This window comes from Nonomuraea sp. NPDC002799, assembly GCF_053592075.1.
The window spans coordinates 404,185-428,837 of sequence record NZ_JBSFVA010000003.1 but is presented as its reverse complement, the minus strand read 5'-3'; the positions used below and the strand labels follow the sequence as shown (position 1 = coordinate 428,837).

Here is a 24,653-nt window from a genome sequence, read left to right as displayed (position 1 = left end):
TTATGAGAACGCGAGTGGCGCTGAGGTAACGGATCGCCCATTGCCGCGAGAGGTTTTTCCGAGCCAGGCGGACGCGGAGTCCTGGCTCGGCGAGAACTGGCGTGAGCTGCTCGAAGCCGGTGTCGAGCAGGTGGCGTTGCTCGATGAGGACCGGGTGGAGTACACGGGGATGTCACTGCGTCCGGAGTGAGCTCCGGGTCATAGGAAAACCCCTTGAGCGGCGTGTGGCTCAAGGGGTTTTCGAGGTCAGGCGGTCACGGGCGGGCGGCCGGGCTCACCGTCTTGGCCGGGTCGCGCTCGACGACCTCGCCGAGCGCCTCGTCGATCCGCCGCAACACCTCGGCGTCCAGCTTGACACCCGCCGCCTTCACGTTGTCGCGCACCTGCTCGGGGCGGCTGGCGCCGACGATGGCGGAGGAGACGTTCGGGTTCTGCAGGACCCAGGCGATCGCGAGTTGCGCCATGCTCAGCCCGAGGTCGGCGGCGATGGGCTTGAGCTCCTGTACGCGGGTGAGCACGTCGTCCCCCATGAACCGGGAGATCATGGCGCTGCCGCTCTTGTCGGTCGCCCGCGAGCCCTCCGGCGGCTGCTGGCCGGGCAGATACTTGCCGGTGAGCACCCCCTGGCCGATCGGGGACCAGACGATCTGGCCGATGCCCTCCTTCTCGCTCAGCGGCACGACCTCCGTCTCGATGACCCGCCACAACATGGAGTACTGCGGCTGGCTCGACACGATGCGGTCGAAGCCCATCTCGTCCGCGATCTTCAGGGCGCGCGAGATCTGGTCGGCGTTCCACTCGCTCACGCCGATGTAGAGGACCTTGCCCTGGCGTACGAGGTCGTCGAACGTCTTGAGCGTCTCCTCCAGCGGGGTCTCGTTGTCGAAGCGGTGCGCCTGGTACAGGTCGACGTAGTCGGTCTGCAGGCGGCGCAGCGAGCCGTTGATCGATTCGGTGATGTGCTTGCGCGACAGTCCGCGGTCGTTCTTGCCGGGCCCTGTCGGCCAGTAGACCTTGGTGAAGATCTCCAGCGACTCCCGGCGAACGCCCTTCAGCGCGCGGCCGAGCACCTCCTCGGCCTTCGTGCCCGCGTAGACGTCTGCGGTGTCGAACGTGGTGATGCCCTCGTCGAGTGCCGCCGCCACGCACTGCTTGGCGGCGTCCTCCTCGACCTGGGAGCCGTGGGTGAGCCAGTTGCCGTAGCTGATCTCGCTGACCAAGAGACCGCTACGACCGAGGTGTCGGAATTCCATGCACCCGACCTTAATCCCGGTCCATGGGGTGATCTGTTTCGGGATAGGGTGCGCGACGTGCTGAAGCTCGTACGGCTGGCGCTGACCGCGGCCATCGTGACGGCGATCGCGGTACGCCTTCGCCGCCGCGCCCGCACGCCGGGCGCGGAGCCGGCGCCGGCGGAGCCTGCGCCGGTCCGGCGCACGTGGCTGATCCTGGTGTGGGCCGCCATCGCGGCGATCGTGGCCCTGGTGCTCGCGGTCGCGCTCATCCCCACGGAGGCCCAGGAGGCCGATGCGGCGCGGTGGCGGGCGTCTCAGGCCGAGCAGCAGGGCATCGACGCCGGCGTCCGCGCGGACACGCTTCCGGAGCCGCTCCGGACGCGCACCGCGGACACGCCTCCGGAGCCGCTTCGGACGCGCACGTCGCCGGCGCCCCAGCCCGTGGTTCCCGCCGCGTGCGTGCGGACGGGCCCGGTGCGGGTCCGGCCGGTCAGCCCGCGGGTGCGCGCCGCGGTGGACCGCCAGTGGCGGCGCGTCGAGCGGTGGCTGAAGGCGAACGCACCCCGCACCTACGCCACGCTCGGAGAGCCGGGCAGGGCCACGACGATCGCGGTCGCCGAAGCCCAGATGGGCGTGGCGTTCTCCGACGACCTGCGGGCCTCGCTGCTGCGCCACAACGGCATGGCAGGGCCGCCGGAGGACCGGTTCACCCTCGGTGTCCTCGCCGAGCCGAGGGACGTGCGCGGCATCCGCGACCGGTGGCGGGGAAACTGCGCGGAGCGAGGGACGTCCGGCGAGGGCATCCCCTTCGCCGACGCGTACGAGATCGAGCCGGACGGCGGCGCGGTGGTATGGCCGGACGTCAGTGCCGAACCGCTATGGCCGTCCTACTACGCGATGCTCCGCGACGTCGCCGGCGCTCTGGAGACGGGCGGAACGGCCGGCGGCCGGCGCCCCGAAGCCCGGGACGGCCGCCTGGAGTGGGTCGAGTAGCACTGACGAAGCGGACATGGCAAGGCCGGGCGCTTTGCAGTGCCGCCCACGCCTCACCGAGCGCCGCCGGGCGGATGCCGCGGTGGCGAGCTGACCGAGATTTGGGAAGATCCCGGTTATTTCTTGGGCGGGACCGGCTTGCCGCCCGGCAGCACCGCAGGCGGCGGGAACCGCAGCTTGCGAATCTGCAAAGCCCGCATCGCCGCGTAGAAGCCCACGCCGCGAACGCTCTCGTTGGGCAGCTTCTCCGCGACCAGCTTCTTCATCTTCCAGGCCACGAAGACGGAGGTGAAGAGCACGCCGATCATCATGATCGGCCAGCCGATCGTGATGACGTAGCCCAGCACCTGAGTACGGATGGCCGGGGGCCAGGGGACCCATGTGGCCAGCAGGATCAGTAGCGAGAACGGCAGGAAATACTGGCTCGGCAGCCGCCGCGAGTCGACCCAGTCGCGCGCGAACTTGCGCGCGGGGCCCTTGTCACGAGCGGGAAAATACCGCTCGTCACCTGCGAGCATGCCCTTTCGGGCACGATCGCGCTCGGTGGCCTGCTTGGCCCGCATCTGCCGATAGGCCTCTTTGCGGTCCTTGGGCGCGGAAACCGGCTGGCGTTTTCTGCCCTCGGCTTCTCGGCGCTTGGGTGTGGGACGACCTTTACCCTGGGGCTTAGGATCGTCAACGGGGACGGGGGTGTCGTCCACGGAGGTTTGGGAACGGCGTCGCAACACGCGTCAACCCTACCTGGACTGCAACTTAGTGACGCCCCCGTGCGTTATGCGTAGGGTAATCCCAAGGCGGCTGCGCTGCATTGGGTGACCACCAGCACGACCTAGAAGGGGACGGCCGACGCGCATGAGCGTGATGAAGAGACTTTCGATGATCTTCAAGTCCAAGGCCAACAAGGCCCTGGACAAAATGGAGGATCCACGCGAGACCCTTGACTACTCCTACCAGCGGCAACTTGAGCTGCTGCAGAAGGTGCGTCGAGGGGTGGCCGACGTCGCCACCTCGCGTAAAAGGGTAGAACTGCAGATCACCGGCTTGGAGAGCCAGGCCAAGCGGCTTGAGGAGCAGGGCCGCAAGGCGTTGTCGGTCGGGCGCGAGGATCTCGCCCGCGAGGCGTTGCAACGCCGGTCGGGCCTGCAGACGCAGATGGCCGACCTCAAGGTCCAGCATGACAACCTGCAGACCGAGGAGGAGAAGCTGACCACGGCTTCCCAGCGGCTGCAGGCCAAGGTCGACTCCTTCAGGACGAAGAAGGAGACGATCAAGGCCACCTACACCGCGGCCGAGGCGCAGACGCGCATCAACGAGGCGTTCTCCGGCATCTCCGAAGAGATGGGCGACGTCGGCCTGGCGATCCAGCGTGCCGAGGACAAGACGGCGCAGATGCAGGCCCGCGCCGGCGCGATCGACGAGTTGCTGGCCAGTGGCGCGCTTGACGACTACAGCGGCACCCGCGGCGACGACATCCAGGCCGAGCTCGACCGCATGGGCGGCGGCATGGACGTCGAGCTGGAGCTGGCCAGGATGAAGTCCGAGCTGGGCCAGGGTCCCGCGCCGAAGAGCGCGATCGAGCCCGGCCAGCAGGCGCAGCAGGGGCAGCCCCAGCCGGGCCAGACCCAGCACCTGCGTCAGCCTGGGGAGGGCGCATGATTGTCAGGATCATGGGCGAGGGTCAGGTGGAGATCTCCACCGATGACATCTCCATCCTCAACGAGCTGGACAGCGAGCTGGAAGCAGCCATCGAGGCGGGCGACGAGAAGGCCTTCCGCGTCAAGCTGCACGCGTTGCTCGACAAGGTGCGCCATGTGGGCAAGGCGCTTCCCGACGACAGCCTTGAGCCGTCAGAGCTGATCCTTCCCCCCGCGGACGCCTCGATCGAGGAGGTCCGGGAGATGCTGGGCGACCAAGGCCTCATCCCGGGCTGAGCCCGTGAGCACGCGGTTCCCGTCCGACCGCGGCCTGACCAGCCGCATGGTCGTGACGATGTTCCTGCTCGGGCTGCTCTACGTGGTGTTCGCCGGCGTCCTGATCTCCATCGGAGTCCGGGCGCTGACCGTGCTGGTGCTGGCCGGGGGCCTGCTGCTCGTGCAGTACTTCCTGTCCGATCGCATCGCGCTGTTCGCGATGGGCGGACGGGAGGTCTCGCCGCAGGAGGCCCCTGAGCTGCACGGCCTGATCGACCGGCTGTGCGCGCTCGCCGACATGCCCAAGCCGCGGGTGGCGATCGCGGACTCCGACGTCCCCAACGCGTTCGCCACCGGCCGCAACCAGAAGAAGTCCGTCGTCTGCGTGACGACCGGCATCCTGCGCCGCCTGGAGCCGCAGGAGCTCGAGGGAGTGCTGGCCCACGAGCTGTCCCATGTCGCGCACCGTGACGTCGCCGTCATGACGATCGCCTCGTTCCTGGGCATCGTGGCCGGGCTCATGACCAGGTTCGCGCTCTACACGGGGCTCGGAGGACGCCGCAACGGCAACGGCCAGGGCGGCCTTCCCATCGGGCTGATCATCATGCTCGTCTCGATCATCGTGTACGCCGTCAGCTTCCTGCTCACCCGCGCCCTGTCGCGCTACCGCGAACTGGCGGCCGACCGGGCGGGCGCGCTGCTCACCCAGCGGCCCTCGGCCCTGGCCAGCGCGCTGACCAAGGTGACCGGTGAGATGGCCAGGATCCCGACGCGCGACCTGCGCGAGGCGGAGCCGTTCAACGCCTTCTTCTTCGCTCCGGCCCTGGCCAAGGGCGAGACGCTGGCCCGCCTGTTCGCCACGCACCCGCCGCTGGAACAGCGGCTGGAGCAACTGGCGCGGATCTCCAAGCAGCTCGGAAGGGGCTGAACCCACGTGGGCTGGCTCGATACGCTGCTCGGCCGGACGAAACCGGCCAAGCCCAACCTCGACGCGCTCTTCGCGCTCCCGTCAGCGGCCGTGACGCTGCAGGCCGCGACCGGGCTGGAGCCCACGGGTCTCGGCTCCGTGGCGTTCAGGGCCGCGGAGGGCGGGGCGTTCGCCACCGTGGAAAGCGACGCCAAGGCGCTGCTCGGCGACCGCGTCGAGCAGTCCGAGGACCGCTACGGCTACACCTGGCTGCTGGTGCGCCGCTCGCCCGACGCGCTCAGCGACCTGGTCACCGAGCTGCACGCGGTCAACTCCACGCTGGAGTCGTCCGGGTTCGGGCCGTCGTTGTTGTGCTCGCTGGTGTCGTTCGGCGGCCACGGCGCCAAACGGCTGTCCATCGTCTACCTCTACAAGCGGGGCACCTTCTACCCGTTCGCCGCCCTGCCCGGCGAACGGCGCGACAACCCGCTCGAACTCCAGGCCAGAGGCGTTCTGGAGGGCGAGCTGCCGCTGGAGCCGGACCTGGCCCGGTGGTTCCCGGTCTGGGGCGCTCCAGGGCTGTGACCAGGGGGCTTCTGGGCGATGGTGGCGCCAGGTGATCTAATGATCACGTGGAGCGAAGGTTGTACGTGCTCGCGGCGTCCGCGTTCATCGTGGCGGCGGTGCTGGGCAGCGCGTGGATCACCGGCCAGTTCACCACCCCGGCGGTCGACAGGACCGACGGCTACGTCAGCGAGCTGGCCGCCCGCGACCAGCCCTGGACGCGCCTGTTCCGGGTGAGCGACACGCTGTCGGGGCTGGCCTGCGCGCTCGGCGTGGCGCTCGCGCCCCGGGTGGTGCGCGAGTGGCCCGGCTGGCTGGCGCTGGCCGCGTTCGGCGCGCTCACCGTCGTGACCGCGCTGGTCCCGCTCGACTGCGCCGCGCTGAGCGATCCGGCCTGCGCCGGCCGGGCCCTGTCCGCCGGGCACCACGTGCACGCGCTGGCCGGCGCGCTGGCCGTGACCGCCGCGCTGGCCGCCATGGCGGTGCTCAGCACGCGGTGGCAGTCGTGGGTGTCGTGGCTGTTCACCTGGCTCAGCGTGGTCACCACACTGCTCACCCTGGCCGCTCTGGCGGCCGGGCACGGGGTGGGCCTCGCGCACCGGGCGCAGCTCACGATGGTCGCGGTCTGGCTGGTGTACGTGGCGCTGCGGCTGCTCATCTCCGACGACCCCGACACCAGCGGGCCCGGCACCGGGGGATACGGCGTGCCCCACGTGGTCGAGCAGGGCACCGGCCCCGCGGTGCTCATCACCGCCGGCGCCGCGGGCGCCTGGTTCCACTGGGACGCGGTGGCCAGGTCGCTGGCCCCCACCCACCGCGTCATCCGCTTCGACCGCCCAGGGCTGGGTCTCAGCCCGCGCTCGCCGGCCCCGCCCACCCTGTACGCCGAGGTCGCCCGTCTGGCCGCGCTGGCCCCCGCCCACCCTGAACAGGTCACCGTGGTGGCCCACGGGGTGGCCTGCTGGCACGCGGAGGCGTTCGCCCGGCTGCACCCGCTCTGCGTGGGCCGGCTCGTCCTGGTGGACCCGGCCTGCGTCACCGAGCGCCGCCCGATCGCACTCGCCGGATCGGTGGGCCACTGGCTGCCCGCCCTGGGCGGCACGTGGGCCGCCACCGCCCTGGCCCGCCTGGCCGGGCCCGCCCTGCACCGGCTCGTGGCGGGCGTGCCCGACCCGTACGGCGTCTACCGCATGGGCAAGGTGCCCACCGCGGCGGCGGGGGAGTGGCTGGCCCGCCGGGTCATGGCCGCCGATCTGGCCAGGCTGCGGGCGGACAAGCCGTTCCCCGACACGCGCGTCACCGTGATCAGCGCGGGGGCCAAGGGCGGCTGCCAGGAACGGCTCGCCGGTGAGCTCGGGGCCGAGCTCGTCCGGTTGCCGGATTCGGGGCACCAGGTCCAGCTCGACGACCCGGAGGCGGTCGTGGCGGCCGTCTTAGCGATCTAGGTCTTGCCGGAACGGATGACGGGGCGGCGCGCGACACACCAGAATGGCGGCAAGGTTGCCGTTTCATGGGGGGTTGTCAATGCCGGACCTCGCCGCCCCGCGGCCAGGCGATCCCGCGTCAGTGGGCGAATACACGCTGGCCGGGCGCCTCGGCGAGGGCGGACAGGGGATCGTCTACCTCGCCAGGGGACCGGACGGGACCAAGGTGGCGCTGAAGCTCCTGCGCGCCGACCTGGCGGGCAACATCGAGGCGTCTGAGCGGTTCGTCCGCGAGGTGGCGATGGCGCGGCGGGTGGCGCCGTTCTGCACGGCGCAGGTCATCGACACCGGCCTGTTCGGCGGCCGGCCCTACATCGTGAGCGAGTACATCGACGGCCCCACCCTCACCGACGTCGTCCGGGCGGAGGGGCCCCGCTCGGGATCGTCGCTGCACCGGCTGGCGATCGGCACCGTGACCGCGCTGGTGGCCATCCACCAGGCCGGGATCGTGCACCGCGACTTCAAGCCGTCGAACGTCGTGCTCGCCTCCGACGGCCCGCGCGTGATCGACTTCGGCATCGCCAGGGCGCTCGACCTCACCTCGACGCTGACCGGCGCGGTGATCGGCACGCCCTCGTACATGGCTCCCGAGCAGCTCACCGAGGCCAGCCCGGGGCCGAAGTCGGACATGTTCGCGTGGGCGTGCACGCTGCTGTTCGCCGCGTCCGGGCAGGCGCCGTTCGGGCAGGACAGCCTGCCCGCCGTGGTCAACCGGATCCTGCACACCGAGCCGGACGTGCGCGCCGTCGCCGACCCGGCGCTGCGCGCGCTGGTCACCGACTGCCTGGCCAAGGACCCCGCCAGGCGGCCGGCGGCGGGTGAGGCGCTGATGCGGCTGCTCGGCCACGCCCCGGCGCCGCAGACCGCCGGCCACGCCCCGATGCCCCAGACCGGGGGCCACGCCCCGGCGCCCCAGACCCAGGGCCTCCTCCAGCGCGGCAGCGCGGCGGCCTCGGGCCCAGCGCCGCCCCACCCGGCCTTCCGCCCAGGCCCGCCCCCGCGGCCGGCGCGGCGCGGGCGTACCGGCTGGATCGTCGCGGGGAGCGCCGCGGGAGCGCTCACGCTCGCCGCCGCGGCCGCCTTCGTGGCCGTCCAGGTCAGGGAGCTGCGGGGCGCCGAGACGACGCCCACGCCGTCCGCAGCCCTGGCCACCACCCGGTCCCTGCCACCCCCTGCGCCGACCACCGCGCAGCCCTCTGTGTCGCCTTCTGTGTCGCCTTCTGCGTCGTCCTCTGCGTCCACCCCCGCGCCGCCGGCCACGTCCGGCACTCCCGCGCCCACAGGAGGCTCGATCGCCCTGCCCGGCACCTCGGTCCGGATCGAGGAGCGGGCCGGCGACCCCATCAGGCTCGCCTCCTACACCGTGAGCAGCGCCAAGCGCCTCTACGTCAGAAAGCACGCGACCGGCGCCTTCGCCGCCGACACCCGCTTCTTCGAGTACGCCCTCGACCCCAAGACCAACCGGGCCCTCGCCACCGACGTCGACTACAGCGCCGACTTCTACGCCACCGTCTCCATCATCGACCACGCCACCGGCGTCCGGCGCGTCGTCGAACTCAGCCGCAAGCCCGTCTTCCCCACCACCCCCCGCTGGTCGCCCGACGGCGAGCACGGCCTGGTGACCCTCTACCGCGGCACCGCGAACAACACCGTCGAGTACGGCTACGGCATCATCGACGTGGCCGCGGGCACCGGACGCGCGTTCCAGGTCAAGGAGAAGGGCGCGGGGGAGTGGCGCTTCTTCTGGGACGCGGGCGGGCAGGCCGTCGGCACCTGGGTGGGCGGCAAGATGAAGTTCTACGACCTGAACGGCAAGCACCTGCGCACCCTGGCGGACGCCGGGTCGCCGGTGTGGGTCGAGGGCGACGACATCTCGCCGTCCGGCACCCGTTTCCTGGCCCACTGCACGACGGCCGGCGCCAGGATCTGCGCCCGCTCCGCCTCCGGCGACGACACGCCGGTGCTCACCGTCCCGTTCGTCAGCAACCGGCTCATCGGGTGGTGGGACGACGACCACCTGGCGGTCTGGCGGGCCAAGGGCGCCGGCTACGAGGCCGTGGTGATCGACCTGGCCGGGCGGGTCGGCCGGGTGCTGGCGACCGCGCCGAAGAAGGCGGAGTTCGACACGATGGGCTTCCGCTTCAGCCGGGCCGCCTCGTAGCGCTCGGGCCCGCCCCGGCCACGTCCTAGGAACCGGGCCGCGTCCTAGGAGCCTCGCCGGGGCGCGTCCTAGGATCAGGGGGGAACCCGACCGAGGGAGCGCGCGTGGACATCACCGTGATCGGCGAGGGCGCCGTCCTGGCCGCGCCCGACACGCTGCGGCTGCACGCGGGGGTGGAGGTGCGCCGGCCGTCCGCCGCCGACTCGTTCGCGGCGGTCAGAGCCGCCGCCGCCCGCCTCGGCGCGGCGCTGCGCCAGGCAGGCGTCGCCGAGCAGGACGTGCGCACGACGGAGCTCAGCCTGGGCCCCGAGTACGAGGCGTACCCGAAGGTCGCCGCCTACCGGGCGGTGCAGGGCGTGGAGGTCGTCATCCGCGACCTGGCCCAGGCCGACCACGTGATCGACACGGTCGCCGGAGTCGGTGAGGAGGCCAGGCTGAACGGCGTGGCCTTCGAGCTCGCCGACCCGGCCAAGGCGCTGAAGGAGGCCAGGGCCAGGGCGTTCCGCGACGCCGCCGCCAAGGCCGCCCAGTACGCCGAGCTGGCCGGCCGCCCGCTGGGCCGGGTGGTGTCGGTGAGCGAGGAGGTCAGGAGCGGCGCCCCCCAGCCGCTGACGATGGCCGCGGTGGCCGAGACCGGCGCGTCGATCAGCCCCGGCCGCCAGTCGTTGTCCGTCAGCGTCCAGGTCGGCTACGACTTCGGCTGACGGAGCCCGCCGCGCCGGGCGGCTCCCGGAGGGCCCGCGGGCCCCCCGGGGAGGCGGGTCAGGGCAGGGCCAGCATGCGGTCGAGGGCGGCCTTGGCCCAGTGGGCGGTGTCGTCGTCCACCGTGATCTGGTTGACGACGTCGCCCAGCACCAGCGACTCCAGCGCCCACACCAGGTGGGGCAGGTCGATGCGGTTCATCGTCGAGCAGTAGCAGACGGTCTTGTCCAGGAACGAGATGTTCTTGTCGGGGAAGCTCCGCGCCAGCCGCTTGACCAGGTTGAGCTCCGTGCCGATCGCCCAGCTCGACCCCGCCGGAGCCGCTTCCAGCGTCTTGATGATGTGCTCGGTGGAGCCCACGTGGTCGGCCTTGAGCACGACCTCGTGCCGGCACTCCGGATGCACCAGCACGTTGACGCCGGGGATGCGGGAGCGTACGTCGTCGACCGACTCCGCCGTGAAGCGGCCGTGCACCGAGCAGTGGCCGCGCCAGAGGATCATCTTGGCCCGCTCCACCTGCTCCCGCGTGAGGCCGCCGTTCGGGCGGTGCGGGTTCCAGACGACGCAGTCCTCCAGGGACATGCCCATCTCCAGCACGGCCGTGTTGCGGCCCAGGTGCTGGTCGGGCAGGAACAACACCTTCCGCCCCCGCTCGAACGCCCAGTCCAGGGCGCGGCGGGCGTTGGAGGAGGTGCACACCACGCCGCCGTTGCGGCCGCAGAAGGCCTTGATGTCGGCGCTGGAGTTCATGTACGTGACGGGGATCACCTGATCGCCCAGCCCCGCGTCCTCCAGCGCCTCCCAGCACTCCTCGACCTGGTCGAACGTGGCCATGTCCGCCATCGAGCAACCGGCCGCCAGGTCGGGCAGAATGACCTTCTGGCCCGCGCCGGTCAGGATGTCGGCGGACTCGGCCATGAAGTGCACGCCGCAGAAAAGGATGAACTCCGCCTCCGGCCGCGCCGCCGCCTGCTGGGCGAGCTTGAAGGAGTCGCCCGTGACGTCGGCGAACTGGATGACCTCGTCACGCTGGTAGTGGTGGCCGAGCACGAACAGCCGGGAGCCGAGCGCCTCCTTGGCCTTGCGCGCGCGTTCCACCAGGCCGGGGTCGGATGCGGGCGGCAGCTCGCCGGGACAGTCGACCCCCTTCTCGCTGTGCGGATCGGCGCCCTGGCCGAGGACGAAGAGCGGCAGCCCAGTCTGGGTGGCCATGGCCATACCCCCTTATCGTCGTTCTGACGATACTCATGATGGCACATGGCCAGGACCGCATCCGCCCCGGGAGTGCCCCCGGGAATGTGTGGCATCGCGCAGGTGTTGGTAGCGTCATTAGTAGGACGTCGGAAACAGACAGCCGGGTTAGGGAGTCAGCAGATGACGGTTGAGAGCAGCGAGACCACGACGCAGGGCCTGATCCTGACTGATGGGGCAGCCGCCAAGGTAAAGAGCCTGCTCGAGCAGCAGGGTGAAGAGGGCTTGGCGCTGCGGGTCGCCGTGCAGCCGGGTGGTTGCTCCGGCCTGCGCTACCAGCTCTTCTTCGACGACCGGTCGATGGACGGCGACGTGGTGACGGACTTCGGCGGCGTCAGCGTCGTCACCGACCGGATGAGCGCTCCCTACCTGCTGGGCGCCTCGATCGACTTCGTCGACACGATCGAGAAGCAGGGCTTCACCATCGACAACCCCAACGCCACCGGCTCGTGCGCCTGTGGCGACTCGTTCAACTAGCCGACGTGCCGCGAAGGTCCCGCTCGCCTTTGTGCGTGCGGGACCTTCGCGTATTCTCGTGAGGCTCATTTAGGCCTGCTGACAACGAGGAAGAAGAATCCCGTGCGCATCGCCGTAACCGGCTCCATCGCGACAGACCACTTGATGACCTTCCCGGGAAGCTTCGGCGACCAGTTGATCGCCGAGCAGCTCGACCGGGTGTCACTCTCGTTCCTGGTCGACGACCTGCAGATCCGTCGCGGCGGCTGCGCCGCGAACATCGCCTTCGGCATGGGCTGCCTGGGACTGAAGCCGATCCTCGTGGGCGCCGTCGGCAACGACTTCGCCGACTACCGGTCGTGGCTGGAGCGCCATGGCGTCGACTGCGGCTCCGTGCACGTCTCGGAGACCCGGCACACCGCCCGCTTCCTGTGCACCACCGACGAGCACCACAACCAGATCGCCTCGTTCTACACCGGGGCCATGGCCGAGGCGCGGCTCATCGAGCTGCAGCCCGTGGCCGACCGCCTCGGCGCCCTCGACCTGGTGATGATCAGCCCCAACGACCCTGACGCGATGTTGCGGCACACCGACGAGTGCCGCCAGCGCGGCGTCCCGTTCGCCGCCGACATCTCCCAGCAGCTCGCGCGCATGGCCGACGAGGACATCCGCCAGCTCGTCGACGGCGCCGCCTACCTGTTCTCCAACGACTACGAGAAGGGGCTCATCGAGCAGAAGACCGGCTGGTCCGACGAGGAGATCCTCGGCCGGGTCGGCGTCCGGATCACCACGCTCGGCCCCAAGGGCGCCGTCATCGACCGCGAGGGCGAGCCGTCCATCCAGGTCGCCCCCGCTCCCGAGCGGGCCAAGGCCGACCCCACGGGCGTCGGCGACGCCTTCCGCTCCGGGTTCCTGGCGGGCCTGGCCTGGGGCCTGCCGCTGGAGCGGTGCGGCCAGATCGGCAACCTGACCGCCACGCACGTGCTGGAGCGGGTCGGCGGCCAGGAGTACGAGCTCGGCCAGCAGGTCTTCCTGGAGCGGTTCAGCGCCGCCTACGGCGCGGACGCGGCCCAGGAGATCGCCGCGCACGTCCGCTGCTACCACCCCTGACACGCATGAAGGCCCCGCTGTCCCGACGGGCGGCGGGGTGCTCTCTTTTCAGCGGGCTCAGTAGTTGCGCCGCACGTGGATCTCCCAGCCGCCCCCCGGCAGCTCGTACGAGCCCACGTGCCGATGCGACTTCAGCCGGCACCAGGCGGGCACGTCGGTGTAGGCGGCCGGATCGTCGGCCCGCACGGCGATCACGGCGTTGAGCGGCACGTGGTTGATCTGCTCGGCGAGCATGATGATCGGGATCGGGCACTTCTTCCCGAGCGCGTCGATCGTCAGTGCCGGCTGGGTGACCTCGGTCATGCGACTCCTGCGTCCTGGCGAATGCGGCGCACCATCTCGGGCAGCACGGCGAGGAATCGGTCGACCTCGGCCGCGGCGGCCTCCCTGGGCAGCGACACCCGGACATTCCCATGGGTGAGCACACCCATGGCTTCAAGAACGTGCGATGGACGAAGCGTACTAGCGGTGCACGAACTTCCGGACGATACGGCGAATCCGGCCTTGTCGAGCTCGGTCAGCAGCGCCTCGCCGTCGACGTACAGGCACGAGAAGGTCACGATGTGCGGCGCCCGGTCGACGGGGTCGCCGATGACCTCCACGTCCGGGACGATCTTCGGCAGCGTGTCCCTGATCCTGGCGACGAGCTCGGAGAGCCGGGCCTGCTCCTCGGCCGCGGCGGCCATCGCGCGCAGGGCCGCCGCCGCGGCCACGACGGCGGGGACGTTCTCGAAGCCGGGCACCCGCCGCCGCTCCCGCTCGTCCTCCGGCAGGAACGAGCGGAACCGGGTGCCCTTGCGCACCACCAGCACGCCCACCCCCGCGGGGCCGCCCCACTTGTGGGCGCTGGCCGTGAGCACCGCCCAGCCCGGCGGGATCGGCAGCCGTCCCGCCGTCTGGGCCGCGTCCACCAGCAGCGGCACGCCGTGCGCCCGGCACGCGGCGGCGGCCTCCGCCACCGGCTGCAGGGTGCCGACCTCGTGGTTGGCGGTCTGCAGGCACGCCAGCGCCGTGCCCGGCCCGGCGACCGCCGCGGCGAACCGGTCGAGGTCGATCCGCCCCGACAGCTCGACGCCGACCGTCTCGACGGAGCCGCCGTCGCGTTCGTGCAGCTCGGCGGCGTGCAGCACGCTGGAGTGCTCGACGGCGCCCGTCACGAGGTGACGCCCGGCCCTTCGCCTGCCCTGTAGGGTGCCGAGGACGCCGAGATGCACGGCCTGCGTGCCGGAAGAGGTGAACGACACCTCGTCCGGGCGCGCGCCCAGCACCTCGGCGACCTCCGTGCGAGCCTGTTCGAGGAGCAGGTGCGCGCGGCGGGCCTGGCCGTACAGTCTCGCGGGATCGGCCCAGCCGACGTCGATCGCCGCCAGCAGCGCCTCGCGTGCCTGAGGGTGGAGCGGCTCGCTGGAAGCCGCGTCGAAATACGCCACGAGACTTATCGTCCCACTTCCAGCCCCATCGAGGGGTCGCGCGGTGGGGCAAGGCACCTGCACGCTAATGTGTCTGCAATCAGCTTTGCATAGGGAAATACGAGCGCCCAAGGGAGAGACTCTTGGGCTACATCTGTGGGGTAGGCGATCCGTGAGTCCGACTCGCCGTACGACGCGGCGTTCGTTGGCCCGGCGCAGGGTGCCACGCGCCGCCGCTTTGGCGTTGCTGCTGGCCACTGCTACGGCGTGTGCTAATGACGTCCCGAAGGCCGATTGGTCTCGCGGCCTTCTTCCTGAACACGTCACCCAGGAGGGTGGCGTCGTTCAGAGTTTGTGGAACGGGGCCTGGATCGCCGCGCTCGTCACGGGCGCCGTCGTCATCGTCCTGATCGTGTGGGCGGCCATCTTCCACCGCAAGCGCAGGTCCAAGGCCGAGCTTCCGCCGCAGGTGCGTTACAACCTGCCGATCGAGATGCTCTACACCTTGATCCCGCTCGTCATGGTGTCGGTGTTCTTCTTCTTCACCGCCCGTGACAGCGACGTGCTCACCCGGATCGACGGCAACGCTCCGGTCAAGGTCAAGGTCGAGGCGTTCCAGTGGAGCTGGCGCTTCACGACGACCGTCAACGGCAAGACCTCGCAGCCGGTCGCCGGCATGCCGGTGCACGACTACAAGGAGGGCCCCCAGCTGGTCCTGCCGATGAACTCCAAGGTCGAGTTCGATCTTTCGACCGAGGACGTCATCCACTCGTTCTGGGTGCCGGCGTTCCTCTTCAAGCGCGATGTCATCCCCGGGATCCCCGAGGACAACCCGGGCCGCAAGTTCCAGATCACCACACTCGACAAGCCTGGCATCTTCGCCGGACGCTGCGCCGAACTCTGCGGTGTCGACCACAGCCGGATGCTGTTCTCGGTGAAGCTCGTTCCGCAGGCTGAGTTCGACCAGTACATCGCGACCCACCAGGCTGGGAGTGCCCAGTGACCGCCATTCAAGAACCACTGAGGGTGCCGGTCAGGCCCGTCACCAAGGGCCAGATCATCGCCAAGTGGATGTCCTCGACCGATCACAAGATCATCGGGCACATGTACCTGATCACCTCGTTCGCCTTCTTCCTGATCGGCGGCGTCATGGCGCTGGTCATGCGGGCGGAGCTGGCGCAGCCGGGGCTGCAGTTCACCAGCAACGAGCAGTTCAACCAGCTCTTCACCATGCACGGCACGATCATGTTGCTGATGTTCGCGACGCCGCTGTTCGCCGGCTTCGCCAACGAGCTGATGCCGCTGCAGATCGGCGCGCCCGACGTGGCGTTCCCGCGCCTCAACATGGTGAGCTACTGGCTCTACCTGTTCGGCAGCCTCATCGCCGTGTCGGGCTTCTTCACCCCTGGCGGCGCGGCGTCGTTCGGCTGGTTCGCCTACACGCCGCTGTCCAACGCGATCAACTCGCCGGGCATCGGCAGCGACCTGTGGATCATGGGCCTGACCCTGTCCGGCCTGGGCACCATCCTCGGCGCGGTCAACTTCATCACCACGATCATCTGCATGCGCGCGCCCGGCATGACCATGTTCCGGATGCCGATCTTCACCTGGAACATCCTGCTGACCAGCATGCTCGTGCTGATGGCCTTCCCGGTGCTGGCCGCCGCGCTGCTGGCCCTCGAGGTCGACCGCAAGCTGGGCACCCACATCTTCGCCTCGGAGAACGGCGGTGCGCTGCTCTGGCAGCACTTGTTCTGGTTCTTCGGGCATCCAGAGGTGTACATCATCGCGTTGCCGTTCTTCGGCATCGTGACCGAGGTGCTGCCGGTCTTCAGCCGCAAGCCGATCTTCGGCTACATCAGCCTCGTGGCCGCGACGATCTCGATCGCCGGTCTGTCCATCACGGTCTGGGCGCACCACATGTTCCCGACCGGGCAGGTGCTGCTGCCGTTCTTCTCCTTCATGACCTTCCTCATCGCCGTGCCCACGGGCGTGAAGTTCTTCAACTGGGTCGGCACGATGTGGCGGGGGCACCTGTCGTTCGAGTCGCCGATGTTGTTCTCGGTCGGCTTCCTCATCACGTTCCTCCTGGGCGGGCTGACGGGCGTCATCCTGGCCTCGCCGCCGCTCGACTTCCACATCAGCGACACCTACTTCGTCGTCGCGCACTTCCACTACGTGGTCTTCGGCACCGTGGTGTTCGCCATGTTCGCGGGCTTCTACTTCTGGTGGCCCAAGTTCACCGGCAAGATGCTCGACGACAAGCTGGGCAAGCTGCACTTCTGGCTGCTGTTCATCGGGTTCCACACCACGTTCCTGATCCAGCACTGGCTGGGCATGGTCGGCTTCCCGCGTCGCTACGCCGACTACAGCGCGGCCGACGGCTTCACCGACCTCAACATGATCTCGTCGGTGGGCGCGTTCGTGCTGGGCGCCTCGACGCTGCCGTTCTTCTACAACGTCTGGAAGACCTGGCGCAGCGCGCCCAAGGTCACCGTCGACGACCCCTGGGGCTACGGCGGCTCGCTCGAATGGGCGACCTCCTGCCCGCCGCCGCGGCACAACTTCACCTCGCTGCCGCGGATCAGGTCTGAGCGTCCCGCCTTCGACCTGCACTACCCGCACGTGTCCGCCAAGTCCGTCCAGCAGGAGGTCGAGGACTGATGAAGGTCCAGGGTTGGCTGTTCCTGCTGTGCGGCCTGTTCTTCGCCGGTGTCGACGTCGCCTACTGGTTCTGGACCAAGGCGGCCACCGGCCAGGGTGAGCCGGTCGGCACCACCGCCATGGCGATCTCGGTCGGGTTCGCGTTCATGGTGGGCTACTACCTGATGTTCACCGCGCGGCGCATCGGCGCCCAGCCGGAGGACAACAAGCAGGCCGACATCAGTGACGGCGCGGGCGAGATCGGGTTCTTCAGCCCGAGCAGCTGGTGGCCGCTGTTCCTCTGCCTGGCGGCGGCCTTCGCCTTCGCCGGGTTCGTGATCGGCTTCTGGATGTTCCTGATCGGCGTCTTCCTGATCCTCCTGGCGATGATCGGGTTCGTCTTCCAGTACTACCGGGGTCACTTCTCGCACTGAGCTCCACCGGAAGCGGGCGTCCCTCCTTTGGGGAGGGGCGTCCGCTTTTTGGTGTTCTTTACCAGGGCGCGGATGTGGTGATTCGATCACTCAGGGTAATAAAGGAGGCAGAAGCGGTTCGATCTTGGGCGAGGGAGTCACACGTGGGGCGAGTAGCGTATGCATCGGCCGGCCTGCTGGCCTTGGCGCTGCTGACGGCGTGTTCGGTGGACGGCCCGGCCAAGCCCGCGCCCGGCGGGGTGGCGATGGCGGGCCAGGAGGCGCAGGGAGCCTCTGTGACGGTCTCTCCGGCCAACAAGGCCGCGAACGTGCCCACAGACCATCCCGTCGTCCTGGCGGCCCACGGGGGCACGCTCAAGAGCGTACGGGTGGAGGGCGGCGGCAAGGCCGGGGCGCTGCCGGGGGTGCTCAGCTCCGACGGCACCCGCTGGCGCAGCACCGCCACCGCCCGCCCGGGCGTCACGTACACGGTCACGGCCGTCTCGGTGGGCGCCACCGGCAAGGAGGGCGAGACCTCCACCACGTTCTCGACCGTCAAGGGCGGCAAGACGTTCGACATCCAGACGATCACCCCGAACAAGGACGACACGGGCCTGACGGTGGGCGTCGGGATGCCCGTCATGATCGCGTTCGACCAGCCGGTCACCGACCGGATCTCCGTCGAGCGCAACCTGACCGTCCGCAGCTCCAAGCCGGTGGAGGGGGCCTGGCACTGGTTCGACAGCAGTCACGTGGACTTCCGGCCGGAGCGATACTGGCCGGCGCGCACGAGGGTGCGGGTGGAGGCCAAGCTGGCCGGCGTGCGCGGCGGACCCGGCCTGTACGGCAAGCGTGACGTCAAGCTCGACTTCAAGATCGGCCGCGAGCAGATCACCAAGGGCAGCCTCGACAACCACGTGCTCTACGTCAAGCGCGACGGCAAGCGGGTCCGCGCGATGCCGATGAGCGCCGGGCAGGGCGGGCAGTGGAAGTATCACACGACCTCTGGCGTGCACCTGGCCATGTCCAGGGAGCCCGTGACGGTCATGACCTCGCCGGGGATCGGGCCCGGGTCGGCCGGTTACTACCAGCTGACGGTCTACAACACCGTGCGGATCTCCAACAGCGGCGAGTACGTGCACAGCGCGCCCTGGTCGGTGGGGTCGCAGGGCCACTCCAACGTCAGCCACGGGTGTGTGAACGTCAGCCCGGACAACGCGGCCTGGTTCATCAAGAACACCCTGATCGGGGATCCCATCATCATCACGGGGTCGCCGCGGAAGCTGGAGCCCACGAACGGGTGGGGGCACTGGCAGGAGAACTGGAAGCAGTGGCTGAAGTGGAGCTCGCTGAAGGCGGGCCCGACCATCACCTTCTGACCTGCGCCGGCGCCCGCCGCCGGCCCCTGGCCGCACGGGGCGGCTCTGGCGGGCGGGAGGCCGGGGTCAGGAGGCCGGGCGGAAGGAGCCGCTGGCCTCGACCCAGCGGTCGAGCGTGGCGGCGGCGCCGCCGGAGTCGACCGCCTGGACCGCCCGGGCGTAGCCGTCGATCATCGCGGAGTCGAGGTCGTCGCCCGGCCCGTCGAGCGCCACCAGCGCCGCCGCGGCGTTGAGCAGCACGGCGTCGCGCACCGGCCCCGTCTTGCCGCGCACCAGGTCGTGGACCGCCTGCGCGTTGTAGGCCGCGTCGCCGCCGCGCAGCGCGCCCACGTCGGCGCGCGGGATGCCGAGGACGGACGGGTCGAAGGTGGTCTGCGTCGCGGTGCCGTCCTTGACCACCCAGACCGTCGAGGTGGCGGCGATGGTCAGCTCGTCGAGGCCGTCGTCGCCGCGGAAGACCAGGGCGGAGACGCCGCGCTCGGCGAACACGCCGGCCAGGACCGGCAGCATGACGGCGTCGAAGACGCCGATGGCCTGCGCCGACGGGCGGGCGGGGTTGGTGAGCGGGCCCAGGAAGTTGAAGACCGTCGGGATGCCGATCTCTTTGCGCGTCGGCCCGGCGAAGCGCAGCGCGGGATGGTAGACGGGGGCGAAGCAGAACGCGATGCCCGCCTCGCGCGCGACCCGCGCGGTCTGCTCGGGCGTGAGGTCGAGCCGGATGCCGAGGTGCTCCAGGACGTCGGCGGCGCCGCACGAGGAGGAGGCGGCGCGGTTGCCGTGCTTGACGACGCGGGCGCCGGCGGCGGCGGCCACGATGGCGGCCATCGTCGAGACGTTGACGGTGTGGGCGCGGTCGCCTCCGGTGCCGACGATGTCGACCACGGGGCCCTCCACGGTCAGCGGCGTGGCCAGGTCGAGCATGGTCCGGGCCAGGCCCACCACCTCGGCCACGGTCTCGCCCTTGGCGCGCAGCGCGACCACGAATCCCGCGATCTGCGACGGGGTCGCGGAGCCGGACATGATCTCCCGCATCGCCCAGGCCGTCTCGTCTGAGGTCAGGTGCTCTCCGGACAGGAGAGCGGACAGAAGGGCGGGCCAGGTCGTCCGGGAGTCCATGGGCACCTACTTGGCGTTGAGGCGGGTGGAGGAACGGCGGCGCATCAGGTCGGCGACGGTGTCGGCCAGGACCATCGGCTCCAGGGGCTGCGGCACGACGGCGTCGGCCTTGGACCAGTCGGCGAGCCAGCGGTCGTCGCGCCTGGCGATGATCAGGCAGATGGGCGGGCAGTCGTAGACCTCGTCCTTGGCCTGGCGGGAGACGCCCATGCCGCCCGCGGGCTGGGTCTCGCCGTCGAGAACGGCCACGTCGATCTCGCCCGAGCCCAGCCACTGGTGGACCTTGGGCTCCGTGGCGCACTCCACGATCTCGACGAGGGGCACGTCGGCCGCCGGACGCCTGCCGATGGCCTGGCTCACCTCGGCCCTCGTGGCGGCGTCGTCGCTGTAGACGAGGACCCTCATCGTGTCGTCGGTGCTCCCAGGGGACGTCACTGTCGTGCTCACTATCCGTCGTAGCGGTATTGTCACCACGGATCGTACCGGTGCGTCGGCGTGCAATCCCAGGCCACCAGGTCGGTGCGGGCGTTTTGCGCCAATTGTCCCAGGTTGGTTGGCGGTTTGTACCCCCTAACGGGGGGTCGTGCGCCGGACCGACCACGGGAACCGCAATAATGCTGCCCGTGGCGACAGCATCCGCAATAACTTCGACGACGACAGCACAGTCGTACCGCAGACCGAATCTGGTCAGCGTCGGTACGATCGTCTGGCTGTCCTCTGAGCTCATGTTCTTCGCGGCGCTGTTCGCGATGTACTTCACCATCCGGTCGGTGAGCATAGGCAAGGGCCTCGAGTGGGCTCCTTCGCTGCTTCCCGCAGGCGCGGAAGCGGCGGAAGCCGCTCACCTGAACATCCCGTTCGCGACGGTCAACACGATCATCCTGGTCCTGTCGAGTGTGACGTGCCAGCTAGGCGTGTGGGCCGCGGAGAAGGGGCAGGTCGGCAAGCTCCGCTTCTGGTACCTCATCAGCTTCCTCATGGGCGCGGTCTTCGTGGCCGGGCAGCTCTACGAGTACAGCGAGCTGGCGTCAGAGGGCGCGACCTTGTCGGCCAACGCCTACACCTCCGTGTTCTACTTGACGACGGGCTTCCATGGCCTGCACGTGACCGGTGGACTGATCGCGTTCCTGTTCATGCTGGGACGCACGTACGCCGCGAAGCGCTTTACGCATGAGCAGGCCACCAGCGCGATCGTCGTGTCCTACTACTGGCACTTCGTAGACGTCGTCTGGATCGGTCTTTTCGCGACCATCTACATCATTCGTTAAGGAACGGGATCTCTGTGACTAGGATCACCGCTTGGCGGCGGCATCCCCTCGCGAGATACGCCGTCCTGATTTTCGCGTTGGCGCTGGTCGGGATGGTATACACCGCCTTTGTCCAGGTGGGCAAGCCTGCCGACGCGGCACTGGCGGCTGGCAAGGTGGACGACGTCGCCGAGGGCAAGAGCCTGTTCGTGCAGCACTGTTCGAGCTGTCACGGCATGAACGCCCAGGGCACCACGACGGCACCCACGCTGATCGGCGTCGGCGCGGCCGCCGTCGACTTCCAGGTGAGCACCGGCCGCATGCCCGCGGCCAACCCCGGGCCGCAGGCGCCGCGCAAGCCGCATCCGCTCTGGGTCAACGAGACGACGACCAGGCAGCTCGCCGCCTACGTGCAGTCGCTCGGCGGCGGCCCGCAGGTGCCCGCGCCGGAGCACGTCGACCCGAAGCTGGGTGACGCCGGCAAGGGCGGTGAGCTCTTCCGCGCCAACTGCATCCAGTGCCACAACTGGGCGGGCGGCGGCGGCGCCTTGACACAGGGCAAGTACGCGCCCAACCTCAACGAGGCGACTCCCACGCAGATCTACGAGGCGATGGTCACGGGTCCGCAGGCGATGCCCGTCTTCAACGACACGACGATCACGCCCGAAGAGAAGCGCAGCATGATCGCCTACATCACCCAGGTTCGCGAACAGACAGACCCGGGAGGTTTCGGCCTCGGTCGCATCGGCCCGGTCACCGAAGGTCTCGTAGCGTGGGTCGTGGGGCTCGCCGCCCTCGCACTCGCCGCCATCTGGATCACCGCGAAGAAGCGACAGAAGCCATGACAGACAACGAGCACGAGATCGAGCAGCCGGACGAGCGCGTCCCCAAGCGCGTCATCGGCACCCCCGCGCCGGGCACCTCGATGCTCGGCACCGCGGCAGCGGCGGAGGTGGACCAGGAGGTCCCCGGCGTCACGCTGCAGGACGAGGCCAAGGCCCGCAAGGCCGAGAAGATCGTGGCGCTCTGCTTCACGATCACCTTCCTCGCCGCCATCGCGTTCATCATCTCCTACGTGGTCTTCCAGGTGGGCAGCCCCGAGGCGACGGGCACGTCCAACCTCGCGCTGGGCGGCTCGCTGACGATCGCGATCCTGGCGATGGCGGTCGGCATCGTGGTCTGGACCCGCCAGATCATGCCGAAGTACTCCCTCGTCCAGGAGCGCCACCTGATGGCCTCGGACGAGGACGACCGCGAGGTCGTGGCCGACACCTTCGTCCAGGGCGCCAACGAGAGCGGCTTCGTCAAGCGCAAGCTGATGCGGCGCACGCTGCTCCTGGCCGCCGCGCCGCTGGGCCTGGTCCCGCTGGTGCTGCTGCGCGACCTGGACAACAGCAAGATGCCCGGCGCCAAGTTCAACAAGACGCTGCGGCATTCGGTCTGGGGCGAGAAGACCAAGGAGGGCAAGCCGCTGCGGCTCGTCGTCGAGGGCACGGGCCAGCCGATCCGCGCCGCCGACTTCAACTCGCCCGGCAGCATCCTGTCGGTCGTCCCCGAGGGCTACCAGCACGACCTCAACGCCCTCGCCAAGGCCACGCTCATCCTGATCAAGTTCCGGCCGGAGGAGATCAAGAGCGGCGTCAAGCAGAACTGGATCCACGACGGCATCGTGGCCTACTCCAAGATCTGCACCCACGTGGGCTGCCCGGCCGCTCTGTACGAGCAGAACACCCACCACATCCTCTGCCCGTGTCACCAGTCGACGTTCGACGCGGCCGACGGCGCCAAGGTCATCTTCGGTCCGGCCGCCCGGCCGCTGCCGCAGTTGCCGATCACCGTCGACCCGGAGGGTTACCTGATCGCCCAGGGCGACTTCGCGGTGCCCCCCGGGCCCAGCTACTGGGAACGCGGCGACGCCGAGGCCGCGGCCAGGGAAGGAGGCCAGGCATGAGCGACCAGCTCAACAGTGTGCCCAAGGCCATCGCGGGGCCGTCGAACTTCCTCGACGAGCGCCTCGGCGGGGCCAACTTCCTCAAGCGCAACCTGCGCAAGATCTTCCCCGACCACTGGTCGTTCCTGCTGGGTGAGATCGCGCTCTACTCGTTCATCATCCTGCTGCTGACCGGCACGTTCCTGACGTTGTGGTTCAAGCCGAGCATGGGCGAGATCGCCTATGACGGCTCGTACGCGCCGCTCAAGGGCGTCATGATGTCGGAGGCCTACGCGTCGTCGCTGGAGCTCAGCTTCGACGTCCGCGGTGGACTGCTCATGCGGCAGATGCACCACTGGGCGGCCCTGCTGTTCGTGGCCGGCATGATGGTGCACGCGCTGCGTGTCTTCTTCACCGGCGCCTACCGCAAGCCGCGCGAGCTCAACTGGATCATCGGCGTGCTGCTGCTGACCCTGGCGCTGGCCGAGGGCCTGACCGGTTACTCCCTCCCCGACGACCTGCTCTCCGGCGCCGGTCTGCGGATCACCGAGGGCGTGGCGATCTCGCTGCCGCTGGTCGGCACGTACATCACGTTCTTCCTGTTCGGCGGGGAATATCCGGGTGAGGATGTCATCTCCCGGTTCTACGCGCTGCACATCCTGCTCATCCCGGGCATCCTGCTGGCGTTGATCTCGGCTCACATGGTGCTCATGTGGGTGCAGAAGCACACCCAGATGCCGGGCAAGGGCCGCAACGACCAGAACGTGGTGGGCGCGCCGTTCTACCCGGCCTTCATGGCCAAGGCCGGCGCGTACTTCATGTTCACGCTGGCCGTGATCGCGGGCCTGGCGACGTTCGCCCAGATCAACCCGATCTGGCTGTTCGGCCCCTACACACCGGCCGATGTGTCGGCCGGTTCGCAGCCTGACTTCTACATGGGCTTCCTCGAAGGCGCGTTGCGCATCATGCCGCCGTGGGAGATCAACCTCTTCGGCACCACTCACGCCGGCACGCTGCCGCTGAGCGTCATCATCCCGGCTCTGGTGCCGATGGGCATCATCATGACCGGCCTGGCGCTCTATCCGTTCCTCGAACGCTGGGTGACGGGCGACCACCGCGAGCACCACGTCGCGGACCGGCCGCGCAACAACCCGCACCGCACCTCGATCGGCATCTCGGCCATGACGTTCTACGGCGTCCTGTGGCTGCTGGGCGCCAACGACGAGATCTCGGCGTTCTTCCACATCAGCCTCAACTGGACGACGTACGCCGGCCGGGTGCTGATCTTCGTCGCGCCGGCGCTGGCGTACATGATCACCTACCGCATGTGCCTGGGCCTGCAGCGCTCCGACCAGGCGGTGATCTCGCACGGCGTCGAGTCGGGCGTGATCAAGCGGCTGCCGCACGGTGAGTTCATCGAGGTCCACACGCCGCCGGCGGAGGACATCGAGGCGCACATGCGGGGCAAGAGCGCGGTGCCGATGTTGCCGGTCGCCGAGGACAGCTCGGGCATCCCGCCGAAGGGCATGCGCGGGCCGCTCGGCAAGCTGCGCGCGCGCATGTCGAAGGCGTACGGCGGGGAGAAGATCCCGCTGGACGACGGGCACGGGCATGGGGACGACCACGCCGCCATCGGCTCCGGTGGCGACGACGATCGCAGCCTCACGCACTGACACGGCCGCCACAACGCACGGGCCCGGACGAGTACATCGTCCGGGCCCGTCGGCGTTCGTGAGCCCGCAG

At 69.7% G+C, this 24,653-nt stretch carries 26 protein-coding genes; 19 read left to right on the top strand and 7 right to left on the bottom strand.

Annotated elements, in window-relative coordinates; all coding sequences use genetic code 11:
• The first annotated feature begins 40 nt into the window (after window positions 1–40).
• Window positions 41–190, top strand: a complete 150-nt coding sequence (locus ACWD0F_RS08760) for a hypothetical protein (RefSeq protein ID WP_449873329.1) — start codon at window positions 41–43, stop codon at window positions 188–190.
• A 64-nt stretch (window positions 191–254) separates the two neighbouring features.
• Here ACWD0F_RS08760 and ACWD0F_RS08755 read toward each other — a convergent pair whose 3' ends face one another.
• The gene (locus ACWD0F_RS08755) at window positions 255–1,253 is read right to left on the bottom strand and encodes an aldo/keto reductase family protein (RefSeq protein ID WP_449873328.1); all 999 of its coding nucleotides are present in this window, start codon (window positions 1,251–1,253) and stop codon (window positions 255–257) included.
• Window positions 1,254–1,310: 57 nt separating this feature from the next.
• Between ACWD0F_RS08755 and ACWD0F_RS08750 the strand changes: the two genes are divergently transcribed.
• Window positions 1,311–2,228, top strand: a complete 918-nt coding sequence (locus ACWD0F_RS08750) for a hypothetical protein (protein ID WP_449873327.1) — start codon at window positions 1,311–1,313, stop codon at window positions 2,226–2,228.
• Window positions 2,229–2,344: 116 nt separating this feature from the next.
• Here the strand turns inward: ACWD0F_RS08750 and ACWD0F_RS08745 are convergent, their stop codons facing one another.
• Complete coding sequence (locus tag ACWD0F_RS08745) at window positions 2,345–2,929, bottom strand: DUF3043 domain-containing protein (RefSeq protein WP_449873326.1); 585 nt, start codon at window positions 2,927–2,929, stop codon at window positions 2,345–2,347.
• A gap of 175 nt (window positions 2,930–3,104) precedes the next feature.
• Between ACWD0F_RS08745 and ACWD0F_RS08740 the strand changes: the two genes are divergently transcribed.
• The 7 genes from ACWD0F_RS08740 to ACWD0F_RS08710 all read left to right on the top strand — a co-directional run bounded on the left by ACWD0F_RS08740 (window position 3,105) and on the right by ACWD0F_RS08710 (window position 9,958).
• Window positions 3,105–3,884, top strand: a complete 780-nt coding sequence (locus ACWD0F_RS08740) for a PspA/IM30 family protein (protein WP_449873325.1) — start codon at window positions 3,105–3,107, stop codon at window positions 3,882–3,884.
• Window positions 3,881–4,159 (top strand): PspA-associated protein PspAA, encoded by a 279-nt coding sequence (pspAA, locus tag ACWD0F_RS08735; RefSeq protein ID WP_449873324.1) that lies wholly within the window; start codon window positions 3,881–3,883, stop codon window positions 4,157–4,159. Before ACWD0F_RS08740 ends, pspAA begins: the two co-directional genes overlap by 4 nt.
• 4 nt (window positions 4,160–4,163) lie before the next feature.
• On the top strand, window positions 4,164–5,066 hold the full coding sequence (htpX, locus tag ACWD0F_RS08730; protein ID WP_449873323.1) for a zinc metalloprotease HtpX: 903 nt from the start codon (window positions 4,164–4,166) through the stop codon (window positions 5,064–5,066).
• Between the two features lie 6 nt (window positions 5,067–5,072).
• Window positions 5,073–5,630, top strand: coding sequence for a PspA-associated protein PspAB (pspAB, locus tag ACWD0F_RS08725; protein WP_449873322.1), 558 nt, complete (start codon window positions 5,073–5,075; stop codon window positions 5,628–5,630).
• Between the two features lie 47 nt (window positions 5,631–5,677).
• Window positions 5,678–7,054, top strand: coding sequence for an alpha/beta fold hydrolase (locus ACWD0F_RS08720; RefSeq protein ID WP_449873321.1), 1,377 nt, complete (start codon window positions 5,678–5,680; stop codon window positions 7,052–7,054).
• Window positions 7,055–7,175: 121 nt separating this feature from the next.
• The gene (locus tag ACWD0F_RS08715; protein ID WP_449873320.1) at window positions 7,176–9,254 is read left to right on the top strand and encodes a protein kinase domain-containing protein; all 2,079 of its coding nucleotides are present in this window, start codon (window positions 7,176–7,178) and stop codon (window positions 9,252–9,254) included.
• Between the two features lie 104 nt (window positions 9,255–9,358).
• Window positions 9,359–9,958, top strand: a complete 600-nt coding sequence (locus ACWD0F_RS08710) for an SIMPL domain-containing protein (protein WP_449873319.1) — start codon at window positions 9,359–9,361, stop codon at window positions 9,956–9,958.
• A gap of 58 nt (window positions 9,959–10,016) precedes the next feature.
• Here the strand turns inward: ACWD0F_RS08710 and nadA are convergent, their stop codons facing one another.
• Window positions 10,017–11,174, bottom strand: coding sequence for a quinolinate synthase NadA (gene nadA / locus ACWD0F_RS08705; RefSeq protein WP_449873318.1), 1,158 nt, complete (start codon window positions 11,172–11,174; stop codon window positions 10,017–10,019).
• A 156-nt stretch (window positions 11,175–11,330) separates the two neighbouring features.
• Here nadA and ACWD0F_RS08700 point away from each other — a divergent pair, with 156 nt between their 5' ends.
• Window positions 11,331–11,684 carry a HesB/IscA family protein gene (locus ACWD0F_RS08700; RefSeq protein WP_449873317.1) on the top strand — a complete coding sequence of 118 codons (354 nt, stop codon included), beginning with the start codon at window positions 11,331–11,333 and terminating at the stop codon, window positions 11,682–11,684.
• Between the two features lie 102 nt (window positions 11,685–11,786).
• Window positions 11,787–12,773 carry a carbohydrate kinase family protein gene (locus tag ACWD0F_RS08695; RefSeq protein WP_449873316.1) on the top strand — a complete coding sequence of 329 codons (987 nt, stop codon included), beginning with the start codon at window positions 11,787–11,789 and terminating at the stop codon, window positions 12,771–12,773.
• A gap of 57 nt (window positions 12,774–12,830) precedes the next feature.
• On the opposite strand, the gene ACWD0F_RS08690 is transcribed toward ACWD0F_RS08695, so the two are convergent.
• Together ACWD0F_RS08690 and ACWD0F_RS08685 are read right to left on the bottom strand one after the other, a co-directional pair.
• Window positions 12,831–13,076: a sulfurtransferase TusA family protein gene (locus ACWD0F_RS08690; RefSeq protein WP_449873315.1), complete on the bottom strand. Its 246-nt coding sequence runs from the start codon at window positions 13,074–13,076 to the stop codon at window positions 12,831–12,833.
• Entirely contained in the window at window positions 13,073–14,203 is a 1,131-nt protein-coding gene (locus ACWD0F_RS08685) for a cysteine desulfurase family protein (protein WP_449873314.1), read from the bottom strand. The genes ACWD0F_RS08690 and ACWD0F_RS08685 overlap by 4 nt, the downstream gene beginning before the upstream one ends.
• 151 nt (window positions 14,204–14,354) lie before the next feature.
• Here ACWD0F_RS08685 and ctaC point away from each other — a divergent pair, with 151 nt between their 5' ends.
• From ctaC to ACWD0F_RS08665, 4 genes are all read left to right on the top strand, one after another.
• Window positions 14,355–15,185 carry an aa3-type cytochrome oxidase subunit II gene (ctaC, locus tag ACWD0F_RS08680; protein ID WP_449873313.1) on the top strand — a complete coding sequence of 277 codons (831 nt, stop codon included), beginning with the start codon at window positions 14,355–14,357 and terminating at the stop codon, window positions 15,183–15,185.
• Entirely contained in the window at window positions 15,182–16,846 is a 1,665-nt protein-coding gene (gene ctaD / locus ACWD0F_RS08675) for an aa3-type cytochrome oxidase subunit I (protein ID WP_449873312.1), read from the top strand. Before ctaC ends, ctaD begins: the two co-directional genes overlap by 4 nt.
• On the top strand, window positions 16,846–17,259 hold the full coding sequence (locus ACWD0F_RS08670) for a cytochrome c oxidase subunit 4 (protein ID WP_449873311.1): 414 nt from the start codon (window positions 16,846–16,848) through the stop codon (window positions 17,257–17,259). Before ctaD ends, ACWD0F_RS08670 begins: the two co-directional genes overlap by 1 nt.
• A 143-nt stretch (window positions 17,260–17,402) precedes the next feature.
• Complete coding sequence (locus tag ACWD0F_RS08665; protein WP_449873310.1) at window positions 17,403–18,617, top strand: Ig-like domain-containing protein; 1,215 nt, start codon at window positions 17,403–17,405, stop codon at window positions 18,615–18,617.
• 66 nt (window positions 18,618–18,683) lie between these two features.
• Here ACWD0F_RS08665 and trpD read toward each other — a convergent pair whose 3' ends face one another.
• Both trpD and ACWD0F_RS08655 read right to left on the bottom strand, forming a co-directional pair.
• Complete coding sequence (trpD, locus tag ACWD0F_RS08660) at window positions 18,684–19,733, bottom strand: anthranilate phosphoribosyltransferase (RefSeq protein WP_449873309.1); 1,050 nt, start codon at window positions 19,731–19,733, stop codon at window positions 18,684–18,686.
• 6 nt (window positions 19,734–19,739) lie between these two features.
• On the bottom strand, window positions 19,740–20,138 hold the full coding sequence (locus ACWD0F_RS08655; RefSeq protein WP_393161581.1) for a hypothetical protein: 399 nt from the start codon (window positions 20,136–20,138) through the stop codon (window positions 19,740–19,742).
• Window positions 20,139–20,347: 209 nt separating this feature from the next.
• Here ACWD0F_RS08655 and ctaE point away from each other — a divergent pair, with 209 nt between their 5' ends.
• Genes ctaE through qcrB form a run of 4 tightly spaced genes read left to right on the top strand, consistent with a single transcriptional unit; the run spans window position 20,348 to window position 24,583 of the window.
• Entirely contained in the window at window positions 20,348–21,001 is a 654-nt protein-coding gene (ctaE, locus tag ACWD0F_RS08650; RefSeq protein ID WP_449873308.1) for an aa3-type cytochrome oxidase subunit III, read from the top strand.
• A 14-nt stretch (window positions 21,002–21,015) separates the two neighbouring features.
• Window positions 21,016–21,825 carry a cytochrome bc1 complex diheme cytochrome c subunit gene (qcrC, locus tag ACWD0F_RS08645; protein ID WP_449873307.1) on the top strand — a complete coding sequence of 270 codons (810 nt, stop codon included), beginning with the start codon at window positions 21,016–21,018 and terminating at the stop codon, window positions 21,823–21,825.
• Window positions 21,822–22,931: a cytochrome bc1 complex Rieske iron-sulfur subunit gene (gene qcrA / locus ACWD0F_RS08640; protein ID WP_449873306.1), complete on the top strand. Its 1,110-nt coding sequence runs from the start codon at window positions 21,822–21,824 to the stop codon at window positions 22,929–22,931. The genes qcrC and qcrA overlap by 4 nt, the downstream gene beginning before the upstream one ends.
• Window positions 22,928–24,583, top strand: a complete 1,656-nt coding sequence (gene qcrB / locus ACWD0F_RS08635; protein WP_449873305.1) for a cytochrome bc1 complex cytochrome b subunit — start codon at window positions 22,928–22,930, stop codon at window positions 24,581–24,583. The genes qcrA and qcrB overlap by 4 nt, the downstream gene beginning before the upstream one ends.
• Window positions 24,584–24,653 lie beyond the last annotated feature (70 nt).